The sequence below is a fragment of the Campylobacter sp. RM16187 genome (assembly GCF_025319965.1).
Taxonomy (GTDB): domain Bacteria; phylum Campylobacterota; class Campylobacteria; order Campylobacterales; family Campylobacteraceae; genus Campylobacter_A.
Window position 1 is genome coordinate 1,783,564 of sequence record NZ_CP012549.1, and the last position, 18,188, is coordinate 1,801,751.

The 18,188-nt window shown below is 38.3% G+C and carries 18 protein-coding genes and 1 pseudogene; 12 read left to right on the plus strand and 7 right to left on the minus strand.

Features of this window, described 5'->3' with window-relative positions:
• Positions 1–1,140 carry a carboxynorspermidine decarboxylase gene (gene nspC, locus CDOMF_RS09530; protein ID WP_260951759.1) on the minus strand — a complete coding sequence of 380 codons (1,140 nt, stop codon included), beginning with the start codon at positions 1,138–1,140 and terminating at the stop codon, positions 1–3.
• A 92-nt stretch (positions 1,141–1,232) separates the two neighbouring features.
• Here nspC and CDOMF_RS09535 point away from each other — a divergent pair, with 92 nt between their 5' ends.
• A complete protein-coding gene (locus tag CDOMF_RS09535) occupies positions 1,233–1,460 on the plus strand; it encodes a MoaD/ThiS family protein (protein ID WP_260951760.1) in 228 nt (75 codons plus the stop codon).
• Between the two features lies 1 nt (position 1,461).
• Entirely contained in the window at positions 1,462–1,896 is a 435-nt protein-coding gene (locus CDOMF_RS09540) for a molybdopterin synthase catalytic subunit (RefSeq protein ID WP_260951761.1), read from the plus strand.
• A 137-nt stretch (positions 1,897–2,033) separates the two neighbouring features.
• Here CDOMF_RS09540 and yedE read toward each other — a convergent pair whose 3' ends face one another.
• On the minus strand, positions 2,034–3,086 hold the full coding sequence (gene yedE, locus CDOMF_RS09545) for a YedE family putative selenium transporter (RefSeq protein ID WP_260951762.1): 1,053 nt from the start codon (positions 3,084–3,086) through the stop codon (positions 2,034–2,036).
• Between the two features lie 205 nt (positions 3,087–3,291).
• Between yedE and CDOMF_RS09550 the strand changes: the two genes are divergently transcribed.
• Complete coding sequence (locus tag CDOMF_RS09550) at positions 3,292–4,488, plus strand: molybdopterin molybdotransferase MoeA (RefSeq protein WP_260951763.1); 1,197 nt, start codon at positions 3,292–3,294, stop codon at positions 4,486–4,488.
• A 38-nt stretch (positions 4,489–4,526) separates the two neighbouring features.
• On the opposite strand, the gene CDOMF_RS09555 is transcribed toward CDOMF_RS09550, so the two are convergent.
• On the minus strand, positions 4,527–5,399 hold the full coding sequence (locus tag CDOMF_RS09555) for a DUF4198 domain-containing protein (protein ID WP_260951764.1): 873 nt from the start codon (positions 5,397–5,399) through the stop codon (positions 4,527–4,529).
• 194 nt (positions 5,400–5,593) lie between these two features.
• On the opposite strand from CDOMF_RS09555, the pseudogene CDOMF_RS09560 reads away from it, so the two are divergent.
• Both CDOMF_RS09560 and rimI read left to right on the plus strand, forming a co-directional pair.
• Positions 5,594–6,559, plus strand: a pseudogene (locus tag CDOMF_RS09560) (DUF2156 domain-containing protein); the annotation flags it as partial.
• 6 nt (positions 6,560–6,565) lie between these two features.
• Positions 6,566–6,997, plus strand: coding sequence for a ribosomal protein S18-alanine N-acetyltransferase (gene rimI / locus CDOMF_RS09565; RefSeq protein ID WP_260953178.1), 432 nt, complete (start codon positions 6,566–6,568; stop codon positions 6,995–6,997).
• Here rimI and CDOMF_RS09570 read toward each other — a convergent pair.
• The 3 genes from CDOMF_RS09570 to CDOMF_RS09580 all read right to left on the minus strand — a co-directional run bounded on the left by CDOMF_RS09570 (position 6,990) and on the right by CDOMF_RS09580 (position 10,125).
• The gene (locus tag CDOMF_RS09570; protein ID WP_260951766.1) at positions 6,990–8,204 is read right to left on the minus strand and encodes an NAD(P)/FAD-dependent oxidoreductase; all 1,215 of its coding nucleotides are present in this window, start codon (positions 8,202–8,204) and stop codon (positions 6,990–6,992) included. The genes rimI and CDOMF_RS09570 overlap by 8 nt on opposite strands.
• A gap of 47 nt (positions 8,205–8,251) precedes the next feature.
• On the minus strand, positions 8,252–8,746 hold the full coding sequence (gene hutX, locus CDOMF_RS09575) for a heme utilization cystosolic carrier protein HutX (protein ID WP_260951767.1): 495 nt from the start codon (positions 8,744–8,746) through the stop codon (positions 8,252–8,254).
• A 77-nt stretch (positions 8,747–8,823) separates the two neighbouring features.
• On the minus strand, positions 8,824–10,125 hold the full coding sequence (locus CDOMF_RS09580) for an MFS transporter (protein ID WP_260951768.1): 1,302 nt from the start codon (positions 10,123–10,125) through the stop codon (positions 8,824–8,826).
• A gap of 110 nt (positions 10,126–10,235) precedes the next feature.
• On the opposite strand from CDOMF_RS09580, the gene CDOMF_RS09585 reads away from it, so the two are divergent.
• From CDOMF_RS09585 to CDOMF_RS09600, 4 genes are all read left to right on the plus strand, one after another.
• Positions 10,236–10,847 (plus strand): non-canonical purine NTP pyrophosphatase, encoded by a 612-nt coding sequence (locus CDOMF_RS09585; protein WP_260951769.1) that lies wholly within the window; start codon positions 10,236–10,238, stop codon positions 10,845–10,847.
• 77 nt (positions 10,848–10,924) lie between these two features.
• Positions 10,925–11,839 carry an AEC family transporter gene (locus tag CDOMF_RS09590; RefSeq protein WP_260951770.1) on the plus strand — a complete coding sequence of 305 codons (915 nt, stop codon included), beginning with the start codon at positions 10,925–10,927 and terminating at the stop codon, positions 11,837–11,839.
• Between the two features lie 90 nt (positions 11,840–11,929).
• A complete protein-coding gene (locus CDOMF_RS09595; RefSeq protein WP_260951771.1) occupies positions 11,930–13,153 on the plus strand; it encodes a saccharopine dehydrogenase family protein in 1,224 nt (407 codons plus the stop codon).
• A 57-nt stretch (positions 13,154–13,210) separates the two neighbouring features.
• Positions 13,211–14,338 carry a hypothetical protein gene (locus CDOMF_RS09600; RefSeq protein WP_260951772.1) on the plus strand — a complete coding sequence of 376 codons (1,128 nt, stop codon included), beginning with the start codon at positions 13,211–13,213 and terminating at the stop codon, positions 14,336–14,338.
• Positions 14,339–14,375: 37 nt separating this feature from the next.
• On the opposite strand, the gene CDOMF_RS09605 is transcribed toward CDOMF_RS09600, so the two are convergent.
• Positions 14,376–14,834 carry a molybdate transport repressor gene (locus tag CDOMF_RS09605; protein WP_260951773.1) on the minus strand — a complete coding sequence of 153 codons (459 nt, stop codon included), beginning with the start codon at positions 14,832–14,834 and terminating at the stop codon, positions 14,376–14,378.
• Between the two features lie 192 nt (positions 14,835–15,026).
• Here CDOMF_RS09605 and CDOMF_RS09610 point away from each other — a divergent pair, with 192 nt between their 5' ends.
• Genes CDOMF_RS09610 through CDOMF_RS09620 form a run of 3 tightly spaced genes read left to right on the plus strand, consistent with a single transcriptional unit; the run spans position 15,027 to position 18,020 of the window.
• Positions 15,027–15,974 (plus strand): HlyD family secretion protein, encoded by a 948-nt coding sequence (locus CDOMF_RS09610; protein ID WP_260951774.1) that lies wholly within the window; start codon positions 15,027–15,029, stop codon positions 15,972–15,974.
• Complete coding sequence (locus CDOMF_RS09615) at positions 15,971–16,897, plus strand: ABC transporter ATP-binding protein (protein WP_260951775.1); 927 nt, start codon at positions 15,971–15,973, stop codon at positions 16,895–16,897. Before CDOMF_RS09610 ends, CDOMF_RS09615 begins: the two co-directional genes overlap by 4 nt.
• Before the next feature lies 1 nt (position 16,898).
• A complete protein-coding gene (locus tag CDOMF_RS09620; protein WP_260951776.1) occupies positions 16,899–18,020 on the plus strand; it encodes an ABC transporter permease in 1,122 nt (373 codons plus the stop codon).
• The last annotated feature ends 168 nt before the right edge of the window (positions 18,021–18,188 follow it).

Genomic DNA, 18,188 nt, shown 5'->3' on the forward strand with positions numbered 1-18,188 from the left:
TTAATTCCTATCCTTATATTGCTCGTATCCAAATTTTCTAATTGTTTTTATTTCGCCGTTTTCTTTAAGAAGTAGCAGATCAGGCAGTTTGATTCCGTTAAAAGTCGTGTTTTTTACGATAGTGTAGTGGATCTGATCTTCAAATATCACTCTATCGCCGATCTTTAGCTCGCTATCAAATTTATAATCAGCCTCCCCCGCGTCAATCCCCACGATATCGCCTGCTAAACAGGTATTGCCGCCAAAGCGGTAGCTAAATTTGCCGCTTTTACTCTCGCCGCGCACAGCCGGACGATATGGCATTAGTATGGTATCAGGCATATGCGCTTCAGCTGATGTGTCTAAGATGGCGATATTTTTCTCGTTTTCAACGATATCTAGCACGCTTGATATCAAAAATCCGCACTGCCAGCCAACCGCCTCTCCAGGCTCTAGATATACTTCTACGCCGTATTTTTGGCGGAAATTTTTAACCAGCTTTATAAGCAGATCAACGTTATAGTCTTTTCTAGTGATATGGTGTCCGCCGCCGAAATTTATCCACTTCATCTTAGGTATAAACTCGCCAAATTTCTCTTCAAACGCCATAAGTACGGTCTCTAGGCTCTCGGCACTCTCTTCGCAAAGCGCGTGAAAATGAAGCCCCGTGATACCATCAAGCAGATCAGCTCTAAAATTTTTAGCGGTTATTCCAAGACGGCTAAATTTGCCGCACGGATTATACATATCAGTCGGTGCAACCGAACTTTCAGGATTTACTCTAAGTCCGCATATAGCGCCTTTTCCAAGAGCTTTATCCTTAAATTTTTGCCATTGATTAAAGCTATTAAAAACAACATGCTTTGAGATATCTAAAATTTCATCGATATCCTCGTCTTTAAACGCCGGCGAATAGGTATGAATTTCGCCTTTTATGTAATCTTTTGCAAATTTTGCCTCATGCAAGCCGCTGCAAGTAGCTCCGTCAAGATATTCGCTTACGATATCCATCACGCCACTTAGCGCAAAGCCTTTAAGCGCTACTAGAATCTTCGCGCCGCTTTCATCTTTAACACGTTTTAATATCTCTAAATTTTTGCGTAAAAGCGCCTCTTCGCAGACATAAGCAGGTGTTTTGATAGTGTTTAAAATTTCGTTCATTTAACTCTCTGTTTCATAAAAATTTTGATGACAAGTATATCCAAATTTAATAATTTTAAGTAAAATGGCGAAAATTTTCAAAAAGGATAAGTATGGTTGAAGTTGAATTTTTAGGACCGATAAAGATCGATAACATCAAGCTTGAAGCCTCAAATTTGCTCGAAGTTAAAGAGGCTTTAAAAGGCTACAGTGAATTAGAGCTTGGCGAGTGGCTTAAAATTTGCGCGGTTGCCGTAAATGACGAGATAGTTAGCGGGCTTGAAACACCTCTTAAAGACGGCGATAGAATTTCTATTTTGCCACCTGTTTGCGGAGGTTAAGATGGAAATTTACGAAGGAAGCTTGGAAGTAGAAAAGATCACAAACGCTTGGTATAACGAGTTTAAAGATAAAAACTGCGGTGCGTTTATCACATTTGTGGGCATCGTGCGCGAAGAAGGCGGCATAAGCGCGCTTAGCTTTGATATCTATGAGCCGATTTTAGCTAAATGGCTAAAAAGCTGGGAAGAAAGAGCGGCAAAAGAAAATGCTTACGTCCTCTTTGCACACTCAAAAGGCGATGTAGCCGTGCATACAAGCTCGTATGTCGCAGGCGTGGTAAGCCCTCAAAGAAAGGTTGCACTAAAGCTAATCAACGAATTTGTCGAGGACTTTAAAGCAAACGCGCCTATCTGGAAATACGATGTGATAGACGGAAAACGAATTTACGCTAAAGAACGAAGCCAAGCGATAAAAGGCGCAGGGCTTTTGGCTTAAAACTGCAAATATTCCGGACGGAATGTGTGTAGTTTAATCGAAATTTTAATGCCCGCAAAGGAGCATACATAAAAGTATGTGGCTGAAGCGGGTATATGAAATTTCGATTAAAATCCATTCGATATACAAAATTTAACTTACCTTTTAAAAAGCCCTACATAAACCGCAAAAACAAACCCCACTATCACCGCATAAGGCGCATTTACGGTTATGCCACTTGGCGAACTTGCCAGCATAAAGTTATGCGCAAAAGCAGCTCCCGCCATCATCCCGGTAACAAATATAACCGAGTTTAAATTTCCCGCTCCCATCTGCACCAGATGCTTACCGGGACACCCTTCGCTAAGGCTAAAGCAAAGCCCTGCAAGCGCCATGCCTAAGAAATTCCAGATGTAGTTGTTGTGTGCGATGGGCTGAGCTTCAAAGCCGAATTTATACTGCCCAAGAGCCAAATTTGCAACGCTTGCAAAAAATATAATGCTAAGCAACCCCGCAAACATCGAAAAATCACCCTTATAAATGTGTCCGATCGCACCTACGCTACAAAATTTGCTCTTATGCATCAAAACGCCTATCAGCACGCCCGCACCAAGCGAGATCCAAACCGCTGCATGCTGAGATCCGGGACCTTTTACCGAGGCAAATAGCGCGCCGCTTTCGCCTGCTTTAAAGCCAAATATCAAAGCCGCAAACATAGCAATAGCAATTACCACAGGCAAAATTCCAAACGCCTTGCTAGCAGAAGCTCCGCTATCAAGCTTGTAGCCAAATTTCTTAAACATAACTCCAAAGCTAACTCCTACGACAAGTCCGCCAAAGCCCGCAAGAGCGCTCATATCGCCTCCGCCAAGACGCAAAAACGCACGCCACGGGCAACCAAGAAAGACAAGACATCCGATCATTGCAAATACACCCAAGAAAAAGCGCAAAAACGGCGATGAGCCAGTAACCGGAGCAAATTCTCTAGTCCAAAGCACGCTTGCTAAAAATCCGCCGATCACAAGCCCCATAATCTCAGGGCGCATATACTGCACGACGCTTGCTCTGTGAAGCCCAAGCGAGCCCGTTATATCGCGCAAAAAACAAGCCGCGCATACACCCATGTTGCCGGGATTACCGAAAAATACAAGAAGAGCAGCCACTATGCCAAGCGCTCCGCCGGCTACGATTTGCCATTTTAAAGTGTTCATGAAAATTCCTTGAGGATAGGTAAAATCAGCCTGATTTCTTAAGCTTTATTCTAGCTTGTGAAAAATAAAAAGGTGATAAATTCCATAGCTATTTAAGGCTAAGATGATAAAATATGCAAAATTTGCGCTTTAAATAAACAAGCTCGCGTTGCACACAAAACAGCTTAAATTTAGGCTTTATGAGCGAGCAAGATAAGGAAATAAAATGAAAGAATTTATGAGCTATGCAGCCAGCCTTGATATCCTACGCTCGACGATTACACCTTGGGATAAGGTTCAAAAAGTAGCCATCACTGAAGCACTTGATAGAAACATTGCCATAGATGTTATCGCTGCCGATAACTACCCGCCAAAGCCTACTTCGGCTATGGACGGATACGCCTTTAAATGGAGTGAAAATTTAAGCGAGCTAGAGCTCATCACCGACCTTCCTGCAGGCACCGATAAAGGCATCGTCGTAGAGAGCTCAAAGTGCATTAAGACCTTTACGGGCTCGCTTATGAGTGAGGGCACAGACACGCTTGTACCTGTTGAAAATGTCGAAGTCGCAGGCTCTAAAATCATAATAAAAAAGCCGATAAATAAAGGCTTTGCGGTTAGAGAGGTCGGCGAGAGCTATAAAAAAGGCGAAATTCTCATCAAAAAAGGTACTAAAATAGGCTACGCCGAAGTTGCGCTTATGGCTGAGCTTGGGATGTTTCACATAAGTGTATTTGTGCGCCCGAGAGTTGCGATACTAGCTACCGGAAGCGAGATAAGAGATCTTGGCGAGCCGCTTTTAAACCCTGCTCAAATTCACAGCTCAAACCACATCGCAATCGCCCAAATGGTACGCAAAATGGGAGCCGAGCCGATCATCTGTGAGATCGCAAAAGATAACGCCGACACCGTAAAAGAGGCTATCATCAGCGCTTTAAAGAGTGCCGATATATTAGTAACCACAGGCGGCATCAGCATGGGGGATTACGACTTTGTAAAGGGCGCGCTTGATCAAAACTTTAAGATCATCATAGACGGCGCCGCGATAAAACCCGGCAGACACATCAAAGTAGTAAAAAGCGAGGACAAATACATCTTTGCGCTTCCCGGATTTCCGTATTCGGCGATGGTTATGTGCGTGCTTTACGTGCGAGTTTTGATAAACTCTTGGTTTGATCTGCCTGAGCCAAAGATAACCGCGATAATAGACGAAGACTATAAAAAACGCTCGCCGTTTTTGGAATTTACGGCTGTAAATTTAGTAAATCGCGACGGCAAAATTTACGTAAATTTAGACGGCAAGAAGCTTGGAAGCTCCGCGATCGTAAATAACCTCTTAAACGACGCGGCTCTTTTAATCATCCCAAAAGAGACGGAATTCATAGCTAAAGGCGAAGCAGTAGAGGTTCTAAAGATGGTTTAATGAAAATTTAGGCTCTTTAAAAGAGCCTAAATTATACCTCAACGTTCTTTTACATTAAAAGCGAGGCTAGCCATATGAAATACATTCTTAGTCTTTCCAAAAAGCTCTTTTAACTCCCCGTCTTTTGTCACACTTTGATTGTAAGAGATACTAACGACCCACTCGCCAGGATGCGTAAGTCTTATCTTGGCCACTCCATTCATCAAAAACGAATAATAAGCAGTACCGCCAACTTGACCTAAATTTTCATTATCAGCTCTTATAAATTCGTTCATCTTATCGCTTACGCTTATTTTCTTTCCATTAAAAAGAACTTCAAACTCAACTTCATCGCCAACTTTTAAATTAGATATATTACCCCTTGGCATAATTTCAAGAGCGTGACCAAGAGGCTTTAGTTCGCTATTGAAATTTAAATATCTCTTTGCAAACGCTTGGTATTTAAGAGCAAAAAGAACTTTTGAGGCATCGCTTATCTCATCAAGTGGCTTTTGATTCATTCTGGATTTACCGTTTTGATCGATGTATTGCGTTACAAAAGTGGGTTTTGTAACGGCCTCAAAGATAACGTTTTTAGGCATATCTTTTTTGAGTGAAATTTTATTAAAGGCAAAATCGGCTTGAAAAATACTAAATTTATCACTCTCTAAAAACGAATTTGGTAGACTAAACTCGGGAAAATATAGCTTTGAAACTCCATTCTCGTCTATCATTTGAAATTTTTGTAAATTTACGCTTCCGTTTTCAGAATTTACCATATCATCAATTGGTATTTGATGCCCCCAGCCGACATTTACAAGCAAATGCCCCGGTCTATGCACCGTATGCTCGCTTAAATTTATCCAAAAAGTATGAGCAAAAGCGTTTATTGCTAGCGCTGCAATTAAAAACAAAATTTTTATATTTTTCATTACATCTCCTTTAAATTTATACCTAGTATAGTCTTTATGATGAATATTATCAATTTAAATTTATCGCCAAAAGGATTTATTTTAATGCTAAAAGGATTTTTTTATGAAATTAAATTTCAAAAATTTTTTGCTTAAAATCTCAAAATTTGCAGTACAATAGCGCCTAAATTTTAAAATTTTAGGAACACTTCAAAATGCTTGTCATAGGTGATTATAACCTCGAAAAATTCAGCATTACAACAAAACCTTGTATGCAAAAATATCTTGAAAAACTCCAAAATGAAATCGAACTTAGCATAAGCGATTATACATTTGCGGCAAATTATATCTGGCTTTCAAACGCAAGCGGCTTTTACGCGGTCATAGAGGATTGCTTTTGCCTCTTTGTGATGACAGGAAGTGAACTTAGCATGCTTTTGCCACCTATCGGTAAGTTTGAAAATCTGAAAAACGCTACGGAAAAATGCTTTGAAATCATGAATTTAAACAACAGTTCGCGCCACTACTCAAGGATTGATTACGTGGCTGAAAATATCCTTGAAAAATTTGCCGTGATGATCGATGAGAGCGCAAATATCTTTGATGTTTTTGAAGATTACTTGTTTGAAAAAAAGCTGGTTGATTACATATACAAAACCGATAGTTTGATCGAGCTAAAGGGCAACTCCTATCATACAAAACGCACAGAGATCAACAAATTTAAAAACACCTATCCAAATTTTCGTATCGAGACGCTAGAGCCCGCAAAGCACAGCAAAGAGATCATAACTCTAGCCAATATTTGGGCGCAAGAGCGCATAAAATACATACCAAAAGAGCAAGCAGATGAGTTCATGGAGGGCATGTATCAGGAAAAAGCGGCGATTAAAAAAATGCTTCAAAACTACGAGGCTCTCGAGCTTAGCGGCATAGTTTTATACATCAACGACATATTGCAGGGCTTTACGGTCGGCGAGAGGATCAACGATAAGGTAGCAAGCGTCATCATAGAAAAGACGAATTTTGAAGTGCTTGGTTGCGCGCAGTTTATATTTCGCGAATTTAGCAAAATTCTCAAAGAAAAATACGGCTGCGAGTTCATAAACGTGGGCGATGACATGGGGTTTGAAAATCTTAAAAAAGTAAAGATGAGCTACCGTCCAGAGCAACTTTGCGTAAAATCAAAAATGACCTTACAAAAGCCAAATTTAACTGATATAAAGGCACTTTTTGAGCTTGAGAGCGCCTCTTTTGACAAGTTTAACAGCCCTCTTTCAAAAAGAGCTTTTAGGTATCACATAGATAAAAATTTCATGCTCGTAGCAAAAGAAAATGGCGAAATTTTAGGCTACATTTTGATATTTGCCTATCTTAAAGCTCCTCGCATCTACTCGCTTGCAGTTAGTCCAAAAGCTAGAGGTAAAGGAGTTGCAAAAGCGCTTATAAGCGAGGTTTTAAGCTTGTTTGAAAGCTTGCGCCTTGAAGTTAGAGTTGATAACGTAGCGGCGATAAATTTGTATAAAAAATTTGGCTTTAAGCAAATCAAAACGCTTAGCAAATACTATGATGACGGTTGCGACGCTTTAGAGATGCTTTGGCTGAAGCGCGAATTTAAGTAGTTTGAAGGTAGCGTGCTAGAGTTTTTGCGCTTGCAAAGGCAAAGTGTATGTTGTATCCTCCAAGCATGCCCGTAACGTCCAAAACTTCGCCGATAAAGTATAAATTTCTTTGCTTTTTGCTCTCAAAATTTTGATTTAACTCGCTTGTTAGCACACCGCCTTTCGTAACCTCTGCTCGCTCAAAGCCAAAAGTGCCCGCAGGTGCGAATTTATACTCTTGTAGCTTTAAAATTTCGGTTTTTTCGGCTTGGCTATATTCATTAAAGCTCTTATCGGCTAAATTTCTTGACTTCAAAAACTCAAGAGTAAATCGCTTAGCAAGCGGTAAGATCGTAGAAAGCTGCTTTTTTGAGTTTAAATTTTTAAAGCTAAAATTTGGCAGAAAATTTAAGCTCATCGTGCCCTTTTGCCAAAATAACGAAGCATTTAAGATTGCAGGTCCGCTAATGCCTTTATGCGTAAACAAAACATCTCCGCTAAATTTTCGCTCGGCTAGATTTTTTGCGCTTAAAGAAATTTCGGCATTTAGGCTAACACCGCTTAAATTTTTAAACCAAAACTCATCCTTTTGCACCGTAAAACCGACTAAAGCGGGAGCTGTTCTAGCTACCTCTATGCCAAAGCTATGAGCTATCTCGTAGCCTATCTCGCTTGCGCCAAGAGCCTTGTAGCTAAGCCCACCGCTTGCGATGACAAGATGTTTGCAGCTAAATTTTTGTCCGCCGTGAGTTAAGACTTCAAAGATTTCATTTTGTGAATTTGATAATTCGCCTTGTGCGCTAACTTCAGTCGAATTTGAAATTTTAGACACGCTTTTTACATCACAGTTATAAAAGATCTTTGCTCCGCTTTGCTGCGACGCTCTTAAAAGCACGCCAAGAACGTCTTTAGCCGAGCTAGCACAAAAAAATTGATTTTGTTTTATCTCTTTAAATTTAAGCTCGCTAAAAAACTCAAGCACTTCGCTAAAGTCTAAATTTAAAAGGGTCTTTGTGACAAATTCTTCATCACCAAGATAGTTTTGCGCGCTTATATAGCGGTTTGTGACATTGCATTTGCCACCACCGCTTGCGATGATTTTTTTACCTGCAGAGGGATTTTTTTCAAGGATAGCTACGCTTTTGCCGTGCAAATTTGCTGCCAAAAAGAACCCGGCAGCTCCTGCACCGATAATTAAGACATCATAAATTTTATTTGTAGTAGTCACCTTGCCAACCTATTAAATTAATACATGGCAAGATGACTAAAAAATTTTTAGAAGCTATCTTTTAGCGCAAAAAATTTCTTCTCTTGCTCTGGATCTAGGTTATGCTTCTCGTCGCGATTTATATAAAGCTTAAAGATTATATTATTGTCTTTGCCGTAAAAATGCAAACTATGTCCAAGCATACCCATAAATTTAGTACTTGCAAAGCCTATATTGGCTATCGCATCTTCTTTTAAATGTCCGCCTAAAAAGCCACTTTTACCGCAGAAATTTAAATATCCTTGAGCTTTTTTAGGGCTTGAAACTTTAACTTTAATCTCTATTATAAATTCAGGAGTATTTTTTATGAAATTCATCTCTCCCCAGCTACTAAGCTCTTCAAAAATTTTTTCCAAATGCTCAGAGCCAATAAGCTTAAACTCGTCCTTGCCTCTATGTTTTAAAACCTCGAACTCGCTAACTCCAAGTTGCTTTGCAGCCTCATAAACAGACATCTTTTGATCTTCAAAAAGCTTGTCAATTTTTTGTTTTAAATCACACATTGTTTATCCTTTAAATAATTTTGGTAATTATATTCAAAATTTAATAAAGAATAAATAAAATATTGCTAAATAAAAATTTAAGCTTTTAAAATCTCTCTGATTCTCTCTTCGGTAATTAGAGTTGAATTGTATTTGACGACAAAATTTGCCGAAGTCTTGTAATACTCTATCAAACCTTTTTCATCTTTAAGTAGTTCAAAGTCTAGACCTTGATCTAATCCAAAATACAAATTTTTAAATATCACAGGATTATCAAGCCATCTTAAAAGCACAAGCCAAATAATACAAAGTGCTATGAAAACAGCACAAAGAACATCTAAATCAAAATATTTTAGCAATACTCCAGCCCCAACTCCGCCTATGAAGCTACCCATAAAGCCAGACGAGTTAAAGACTCCAAGAGCGGCACCTTTTTCGTTAGCCTTTGCAAATTTTGAAGCAATTGACTGCATTATAGGCTCATGCATGTTAAAGCCTACGAAAAACAGCACAACACCTATACAAAACACTATCTCGCTATTTGCCAAAGCAAAAAAGAGGTAAGAGGCTATAAATAGCACTATGCCAAGTATCAAAAGGTGCTTACCAAGACCTCTTTTTTCGCCCATTGCGCCACCTAAACCCATTGCGATAAATCCAAAAACCGTCGAAACGGCATAAATCTTCCAAAGCTCATCTTTGCTTCCGCCAAAATTATGAACCAAAGCGATAGGAATGATGAAAAAAGCTACAGACATCAACATCTTTTGCATAAAATTTGTAGTATTCATAAGAAATAAATTTTTGTTTGAAAGTAGCTTAAAAAACGGAGTCTTCTCCTCTTCATGCCAGGTTTTACTCTCTTTTGGAACGGCAGTGTATAAAAGGATGATACAAAAAAGACTCAAAGCGGCACTTAGATAAAATAGGCTAGAAAGCCCGAATTTCGCACTCATTACTGGGGCTACGAGCATAGATAGCGCAAAGCTTATGCCGATAAATGCGCCCATTATAGCCATCGCTTTGCCCCTTACTTCTTCTTTTGTGCTATCGCTTATCATGGCAGTGGCAACCCCACCTATAGCGCCGGCTCCTTGGATAAAACGACCTAAAATCATGGTGTAAATATCAGTCGCATTAGCGCAAATCAAAGCTCCCACGATAAATATCAAAAGCCCGAAAAGTAGAGTGATCTTGCGACCAAATCTATCTGAAATATATCCAAAAGGAATCTGAAATATAACCTGAGTAAGTGCATAAACACCGATCAAAACTCCGACTAAAAATTCGTTCGAGTGATTAAGCTCCAAGGCATATACGCTAATAACCGGCAAGATGATAAAAATACCAAAAAATCTGCTTCCTATAATAAAAGATAGAGGCAAAACACTTTTTAACATATAAATTTTCCTTTTAAAAGAGAGATTGTAGCTTAAAATGGCTAAGATATTTTTAAATTTTAAATAGATTTTAGGTAAAATCACGATTAAAATTTGAAAAAAGGCAAACCGTGAAAATATTACTAGCCACATCAAATAAGGGCAAAGTTAAAGAGATAAAAAGTTTCCTAAAAGAGTATGAAATTTATGCCTTAAGTGAGATTTGTGAGCCTTTTGAGATCATTGAGGACGGAGATAGCTTTAAAGAAAATGCACTCATTAAAGCAAGGGCGGTTTATAATAAAATTTGCGAGCTAAATTTGCAAGATGAGTTTATAGCTCTAAGCGATGATAGCGGCATTAGCGTTGATGCGCTTGGCGGAAAGCCCGGCATTTACTCGGCTAGATTTAGCGAGATCGCAACGGACGAGGCAAATAGAGCCAAGCTGATTTCTGAAATAAAAGCGCTAAATTTAAGCTCATCGCCAGCGCATTATACAGCTTGTATCGCGGTTACAAGTAAATTTGGAGAGTTTAGCATGCACGGCTTTATGCACGGAACTGCCCTTACTAAAGAAAGAGGCGAAAACGGCTTTGGCTATGATGCACTATTTGTCCCAAAAGGCTTTGATAAAACCCTTGGCGAGCTTGATGATGAAATGAAGCTTGAAATTTCTCACCGTTCAAAAGGGCTTAAACTAGCCAAATTTATATTAAAAAATCTAAAAAATAAATTTTATTAGAAATAACTAAAATTTTAATTCGGTTAAACTTTAGCGATTTTAACCGAATTTCTCAAAGTTAAAATCAAAGGCTTTTTATGCAAGTTATTGTAAGTGCTATTTTGTCGATATTTTGTATAATCCTGCTTGGCTTCGTTTTAAAAAGAAAGTTTTACAAAGTGCCTAAATTTTGGGCTATTTTAGATAGTATGACCTACTATATTTTTATGCCATACATGCTATTTTATAAAATCGCAACAGCCAAGATAACTGGCTCAAGCGACCTATTAGGCGCACTCTTGCTTGTTTTAATTTGCTTTTTTATAGTCGTATTTTTAGCCATATTTATAAATTTTTTTACCAAATTTGAACCTGCCAAATTTACATCTTTTTTTCAAGGCTCCATCAGATATAACACCTATATTTTTTTAGGTATAGTAAATGCGATGTACGGCGAAATCGGCATTTTAACCGCCGCTTTTTTAATGGCTTTTATTATACCGCTTATAAATATATTTTGTGTTTGCATTTTTGCAATCTACATCAAAAAGGGCAAATTTTCACTACAAAATACATTTAAAAACATAGCAAAAAATCCTTTTATCCTAGCCTGCGTTTTAGGTATTTTTGCAAACTTTTTAAATATTAGAAGCGAAATTTTAGAGCCTTTAAAGCTCATAGGAACATCCGCTATCACAACGGGTCTTTTGTCGGTTGGAGCGGGGTTAAAATTTGAGCAAATTAAAAATTTAAAGCCGGAATTTTACCTGTCTAGCTTCTTAAAACTTATTTTTTATCCGCTGATAGTTTTTATAGGCTCCAAAATGATAAATTTATCGCCGCAAACCGCGATGGTTTGTATATTTTTCGCCTCAATGCCTACGGCAACGTCAAGCTATATCCTAGCAAGTCAAATGGGAGGAGATAAAAATCTAATGTCTCTCATCATCACGCTTCAGACGCTTATATCGATGGTTACGATATGGCTGATATATGTTTTGGCTAGTGCGTGAGGATAAATTTCGCGCCAAGCCAATGAGTGCTATTAAGCAATAATTTGATAAAATCCGGCATTAAGCAAGTAAAATAAGCAAGGAGCGAAAATGAAACATATCTTAATTATCGGAGCGGGTGGAGTAAGCCAAGTAGCTACGGTAAAATGCGCGATGAATAGCGATGTATTTACCACTATCACGCTTGCAAGCCGTACAAAAAGCAAGTGTGATGCGATAGCTAAATTTATAAAAGAGCGCCTTGGAGTTACGATAAATACGGCTCAAATAGATGCTGATGATACAGATGCGGTCGTAGAGCTTATCAAACAAACTAAAGCCGATCTACTGCTAAACGTAGCGCTTCCTTATCAAGATCTAACTCTAATGGATGCATGCGTAAAAGCAGGGATCCCATATATTGACACTGCAAACTACGAGCATCCGGACACTGCGAAATTTGAATACAAGCTTCAGTGGGCAAAGGATAAAGACTTTAAAAACGCAGGCACGATGGCTTTGCTTGGAAGCGGCTTTGATCCTGGCGTAACAAACGTATTTTGCGCCTATGCACAGCAAAATTTGTTCGATGAAATCCACGAGATCGACATCCTAGACTGCAATGCAGGCGATCACGGATATCCTTTTGCAACAAATTTTAACCCTGAAATAAACCTGCGCGAGGTTAGCTCAAAGGGACGCTACTGGGAAAACGGCGAGTGGATAGAAACTAAGCCTATGGAGATAATGTTTCAGTGGGATTATCCAAAAATAGGTGTAAAAGATAGCTACCTGCTCTATCACGAAGAGCTTGAGAGCTTAGTCAAAAACATAAAGGGGCTTAAGAGAATTCGCTTCTTTATGACCTTTGGACAAAGCTATCTAACCCATATGAAATGCCTTGAAAATGTCGGCATGCTTCGCATAGACGAGGTTGAACATAACGGCATGAAGATAGTGCCTATACAGTTTCTAAAAACCTTACTTCCAGACCCTGCAAGCCTTGGCCCAAGAACTAAGGGCAAGACAAATATCGGCTGCGTTATCCGTGGTATAAAGGGTGGCAAAGAGCGCCAAGTATATATCTATAATGTCTGCGATCATGAGGCTTGCTACAAAGAGACGGGCGCGCAAGCGGTTAGCTACACTACGGGCGTTCCTGCGATGATAGGCTCGATGATGGTTGCTAAGGGTATTTGGAGCGGTAAAGGTGTATTTAATATGGAAGAATTTGACGCTAAGCCGTTTATGGATGAGCTTATGAAGCAAGGCTTGCCGTGGGAGATCATCGAGATGAAACCGGGCGAGAGATATGAGGTAGTAAGAAAAATTTGATATTTTGGGTCATTTGACCCAAAATAATTTTGCAAAAACACACCTATAAGGCATTTGATGAACATAAACAAAAAATACTGCATAGAAATGCTTCAGAAAGAAAATGACAAAATATGCCTTAAATTGAAATATGAACAGATCAAACAAATTATAGAAAAAACCGAGAAGGAAAAAATAAATAACGAAGAATTTTTTACACTTGATAATAATATAAAATTTTTAATTATCAAAAATGATTTTGTTATAAATAATTACAATCTTACAGAAGTATATCCAAAAGAAACTTTATTCGTCTGTTTTGAAGCTTATAGTACTATATTTATTGTCACTCCTATGGATGTGGCAAACACTTCTTACAAATATTTTTTTGCAGTAACAAACAATAAAGATATATTTGACAACCCAAACAATATATATAAATACTTTAAAAAAACAGTCACCAATCACTGTGAAAATCAAAATTTTATAAATCAATGTTTTAGCAAGTATTATGATATAAATAATAAAATATTCAAAAGAGAGTTTGTTGATGATAAATACAGTTTTTTAATGTATGCAAATACAAAAAATGAAAATTCTATAGTCCTTGTTAAACCTGCTAAACAAATAAATAAATATTTTTACGGAACAAGCATATATATAAAAGTATTAAAACAGCAACTCTTATCAATAATCTATATAGCCAAATTAGAGTATTTTATGAATAAGTTACAAAACAAAAACATTAAAAACATTGAAGAGTTAATAAAAACTAAAGAAAATTTCTTAGAATATATAATAGATTTTCCTAAACCAAAAAAGTCTAGCTTTGAAGATTTTGAAATAAATAAGACAATAAGACTTGCTTATGAAATAGATAGTCAGACAAATGAAGTGTTAAAATATTTTAATGAGATATTTTCTGTAAGACAAGAAAAGTTTGCCGCAAAAAACAATCGTAGAATGTTTTTGATTACAATACTTGCATCTATATTTACAGTACTTACATTCATAAGCGTCATAACAGATACTCTAACATTAAAAGATAGGTACGATTGGCCTATAAATGTTTTATCAAAAGAATATATTATTGAATATTTAAAGCAAGATAAACTCATTGATATAGATATAAATAAAACAAATTTATTAAATTACAAAATAAATCAAGAAGTTATAAGGCAATTAAATAATATAAATAAAAAATAAGATTAAAACACTTTATATTAAAATTTATATTAGTCAGTTATTTTTTATTTTGCAGCTTCTCTCTTAAAAGATTAAAAATTTCATATTTTGATTTTTCGTATTTATCTAAGATTATTGCGTCGTTTTCACCGATTGGCTGTATAAGCCCGTCAGCGGCCTCTCTATCAAGCCTTCCTCTTTTAAATTTCACGTTTAAAACCTGAATATCTCGCTTTTTATCCACAACGCGAGTGCTGATCTCATCGATATCTTTAAAATAAAATTTATGTTGTTTAGAACCCTTTTTCACGCAAAATCCGTCATCAAAAATTTCTATAAAGCTCTCTTGAACTATCTTTTTCACGCAAAAAACGGCACATACTAAAGTTACTATCATAGTAAAAATCGCAGAAGCCGCAAGTTCATAATAAACATATCCTAAAAAGCCAGCCACAAACAGCAAAACCGACATGATAAGCGATCCTATAGCGCCCTTTTTATTCTCTTTTATCTGCATAATCTTCCTTTTTGTTTCACAAATTTCGCGCTCAAAAGCTAAAAATTTAAAAATGATTATATCAGAACAAGCCCAAATTTAAAGATTTCAAACCGATACTAAAATTTGGCCGCTAAGCTAAATTCCGCTATAATAATATCACGTTTTAAGGAGCTATTTTTAGCATTTGCACTCTAAATTTAAGGAGTAAAAATGAATGCAAAATTTATAGTTTTATCTCTTTTTTTGCTACTTGCCGGTTGCGACAAGAAAGCCGGTGATACGCATTTTAACGGCTATTTAGAGGGCGAATACATCCACATATCGCCTTATTTTAGCGGACGCATAGTAAAAATTCACGTAAAAGAAGGAGAGATTATTGATTCGGGCAAGTTGCTATTTGAGCTTGAAGATACTTTGCAAAAAGCGAATTTAAACATAGCTAAAGCGAATTTAGCCTCACTTGAAGCAAAGCTTGAGGATCTAAATTTAGGCATGCGAAAAGAAGAGATCGAGCGTATCAAAGCAAAGCTAGACGAAGCCAAGGCGGCAAGTTGGCTTGCTGATAAAAACTGGCAACGAACTAAAAAATTAATAGCCAAAAATTCGGTTTCTGACAAAGAAGCGGATATCGCAAAAGCCGAATTTGAAAGAGCAAAGGCCGTAGTAAGCGAGCTTGAAGCCTCTTTAAAGATAGCAAATTTGCCAGCGAGACAAAATCAAATAAACAGCTTAAAAGCAGATATAAGCGCACTAAAAGAGGATATCAAGGCTAAAGAGTGGCAGCTAAATGAAACTAAAATTTACGCTCCAAAAGCAGGCAAGATCGAAGAGATTTTTTATAAAGAGAGCGAGTGGGCTCTAAACGCAAAGCCCGCCATCCTGCTACTTCCCGTAAAGGAGCTAAAAGCCAAATTTTTCGTGCCGATCGCTTATATCGGCGAGTTTAAAGAGGGGCAAAAAATAAAGATTGGCTGCATTGGATGCGAAAATTTAACCGCAACCGTTAGCAAGATAGCCTCCAAGCCTGAATACACCCCACCCATCATCTACAGCGAAAACACTCAAGATACACTTACGTATCTCGTTGAAGCCGTGCTTGATAACCCAAGCGAGTTTTTACACCCCTCACTTCCCATTAGCGTAAGGCAAAATCAATGAACGATACGAATTATTTAGCCATCGACGTAAAAGGGCTTAGTAAGAGCTTTGGCAAGAAAGTCATCTTAAAAGATGTAGATATCAGAGTGCCAAAAGGCAGCGTTTGCGGATTTTTAGGTCCAAACGGAAGCGGCAAAACGACTGCCATCAGAATACTTTGCGGACTTTTAAAAGCAGATAGCGGAAGCGGGCAGTGTCTCGGATATGATTTTTTAACGCAGTCTGACGCCATAAGGCGAAATACCGGCTACATGACACAAAAATTCGGCTGGTATAGCGACCTTACCGTTAGGGAAAATTTAGAATTCATAGCGAAACTTTTTAAGCTAAAAAACCAAAAATATAAAATCAACTGCACGCTTGATCGGCTTGGACTAAGCGCTAGACAAAACCAAAATGCGAGCGACCTCTCGGGTGGCTGGAAGCAGCGCCTTGCACTTGCAATGTGCCTTATACATGAGCCTGAGCTTTTGCTCCTTGATGAACCGACAGCGGGTGTAGATCCAAAGGCAAGGCGTGAATTTTGGGATATCATCCATGTACTTGCAAAAGAGGGGATCACCGCGCTCGTATCAACGCATTATATGGATGAGGCCGAGCGCTGCCACGAGCTTATCTATATAGCTTACGGTAAAATTTTAGCCCAAGGAACTCAAGATGATATCATCGCGTCTCATGCGCTTGATGTTTGGACGCTAAGCGGCAAGAACGCCTTAAAAGCCGCTGGTATGCTTGAAGGAAAGGAATTTTTACAAAGCATTTCGGCGTTTGGCAACAGTTATCATATCGTCGCCAAAGATACTCGCGCGCTTAAATCCTCCGTAGAAGAATTTGGGCTAAATTTAAAGCTAACCGCTAGCAAAGCTACTTTAGAAGATGTTTTTATACATCTGCTTGAGCGGTTTAAAGACACTAGGTATTAGCATGAAATTTGTCTCTTTTTCGCGCACTTTAGCTATGATCATAAAAGAATTTCGCCAAATTTTAAGAGATAAAGGCACGCTAGCGATGATAGTTATGATGCCGCTTATGTTAATGCTTCTTTTTGGTTACGCGATAAATACCAACCCAAGACATCTACCTACCGCAGTCGTGCTAAATAGCAGCGGAGAGCTTACGCGCTCGCTAATAACGGCGATGAATAACACGAGATATTTTGACGTTAAAATCATAACTTCAAGCATAGATGAGGCTCAAAACCTAATGCAAGGAGGTAAGGTGCAGTTTATCGTGCATTTCCCGCCGAATTTAGAGCGAGATCTTATGCGAGACGATACTCCAAAGCTTCTTATTTCCGTAGATGCGACCGATCCCGCCGCGCAGAGCATCGCTTCTTGGGCTTTGCAAATAGCTTTTAGCGACGCTTTAAAAAGAGATAAATTCGCATTTGAAGCTAAGAGAGCGGAATTTGAGCTAAGGACGCATTCAAGGTATAATCCTGAACTTCTTACGCGACATCAAATCATACCAGGGCTTATGGGCGTGCTGCTAACGCTTACCACGATACTGATGACTAGCATCTCGGTAACCAAAGAGCATGAGCGAGGCACGATGGAAAATCTGCTTGCCACACCGCTTCGTCCGCTTGAAGTCATGATAGGTAAAATTTTGCCCTATCTTTTTATAGCTTACCTGCAAGTTTGCATACTTTTACTTATCGCTAGAATTTTATTCGGACTACCCCAGATTAGTGACTTTACTTCGCTTTTTGCCGCTTGCACGCTGCTGATGCTTGCAAATTTAGGCATAGGATTTACATTTAGCACTTTGGCTAAAAATCAGCTTCAAGCCATGCAGATGACTTATTTTTTCTTTTTGCCGTCGCTACTTTTGTCAGGATATCTCTTTCCTTTTTACGGAATGCCCGTTTGGGCACAGGTTGTAGGCGAAATTTTTCCTATCACTCATTTTTTACGTATGGTTAGGGGAATTTGGCTTAAGGGCTCGAATTTAAGCGATTTTAGCTATGACATACTCGCTCTTACAGCGTTTTTGGCGTTTAGCGTTACGCTGTCGTTATTTAGATACAAAAGGACACTTGATTAGATTAAAGCCCGAATTTGGGCTTTAAATCATTTTTCTACGGCAAGCTTTAGGCTAACTTCAGTTTCGCTCCAAGTTTTACCTGCATAAAGAGCCTTACGCATCTACTACTTTAGCCATTATCGGCTCTTTTTTCAATATCTCTATACTCTTTGCAAAATCGGCAAATTT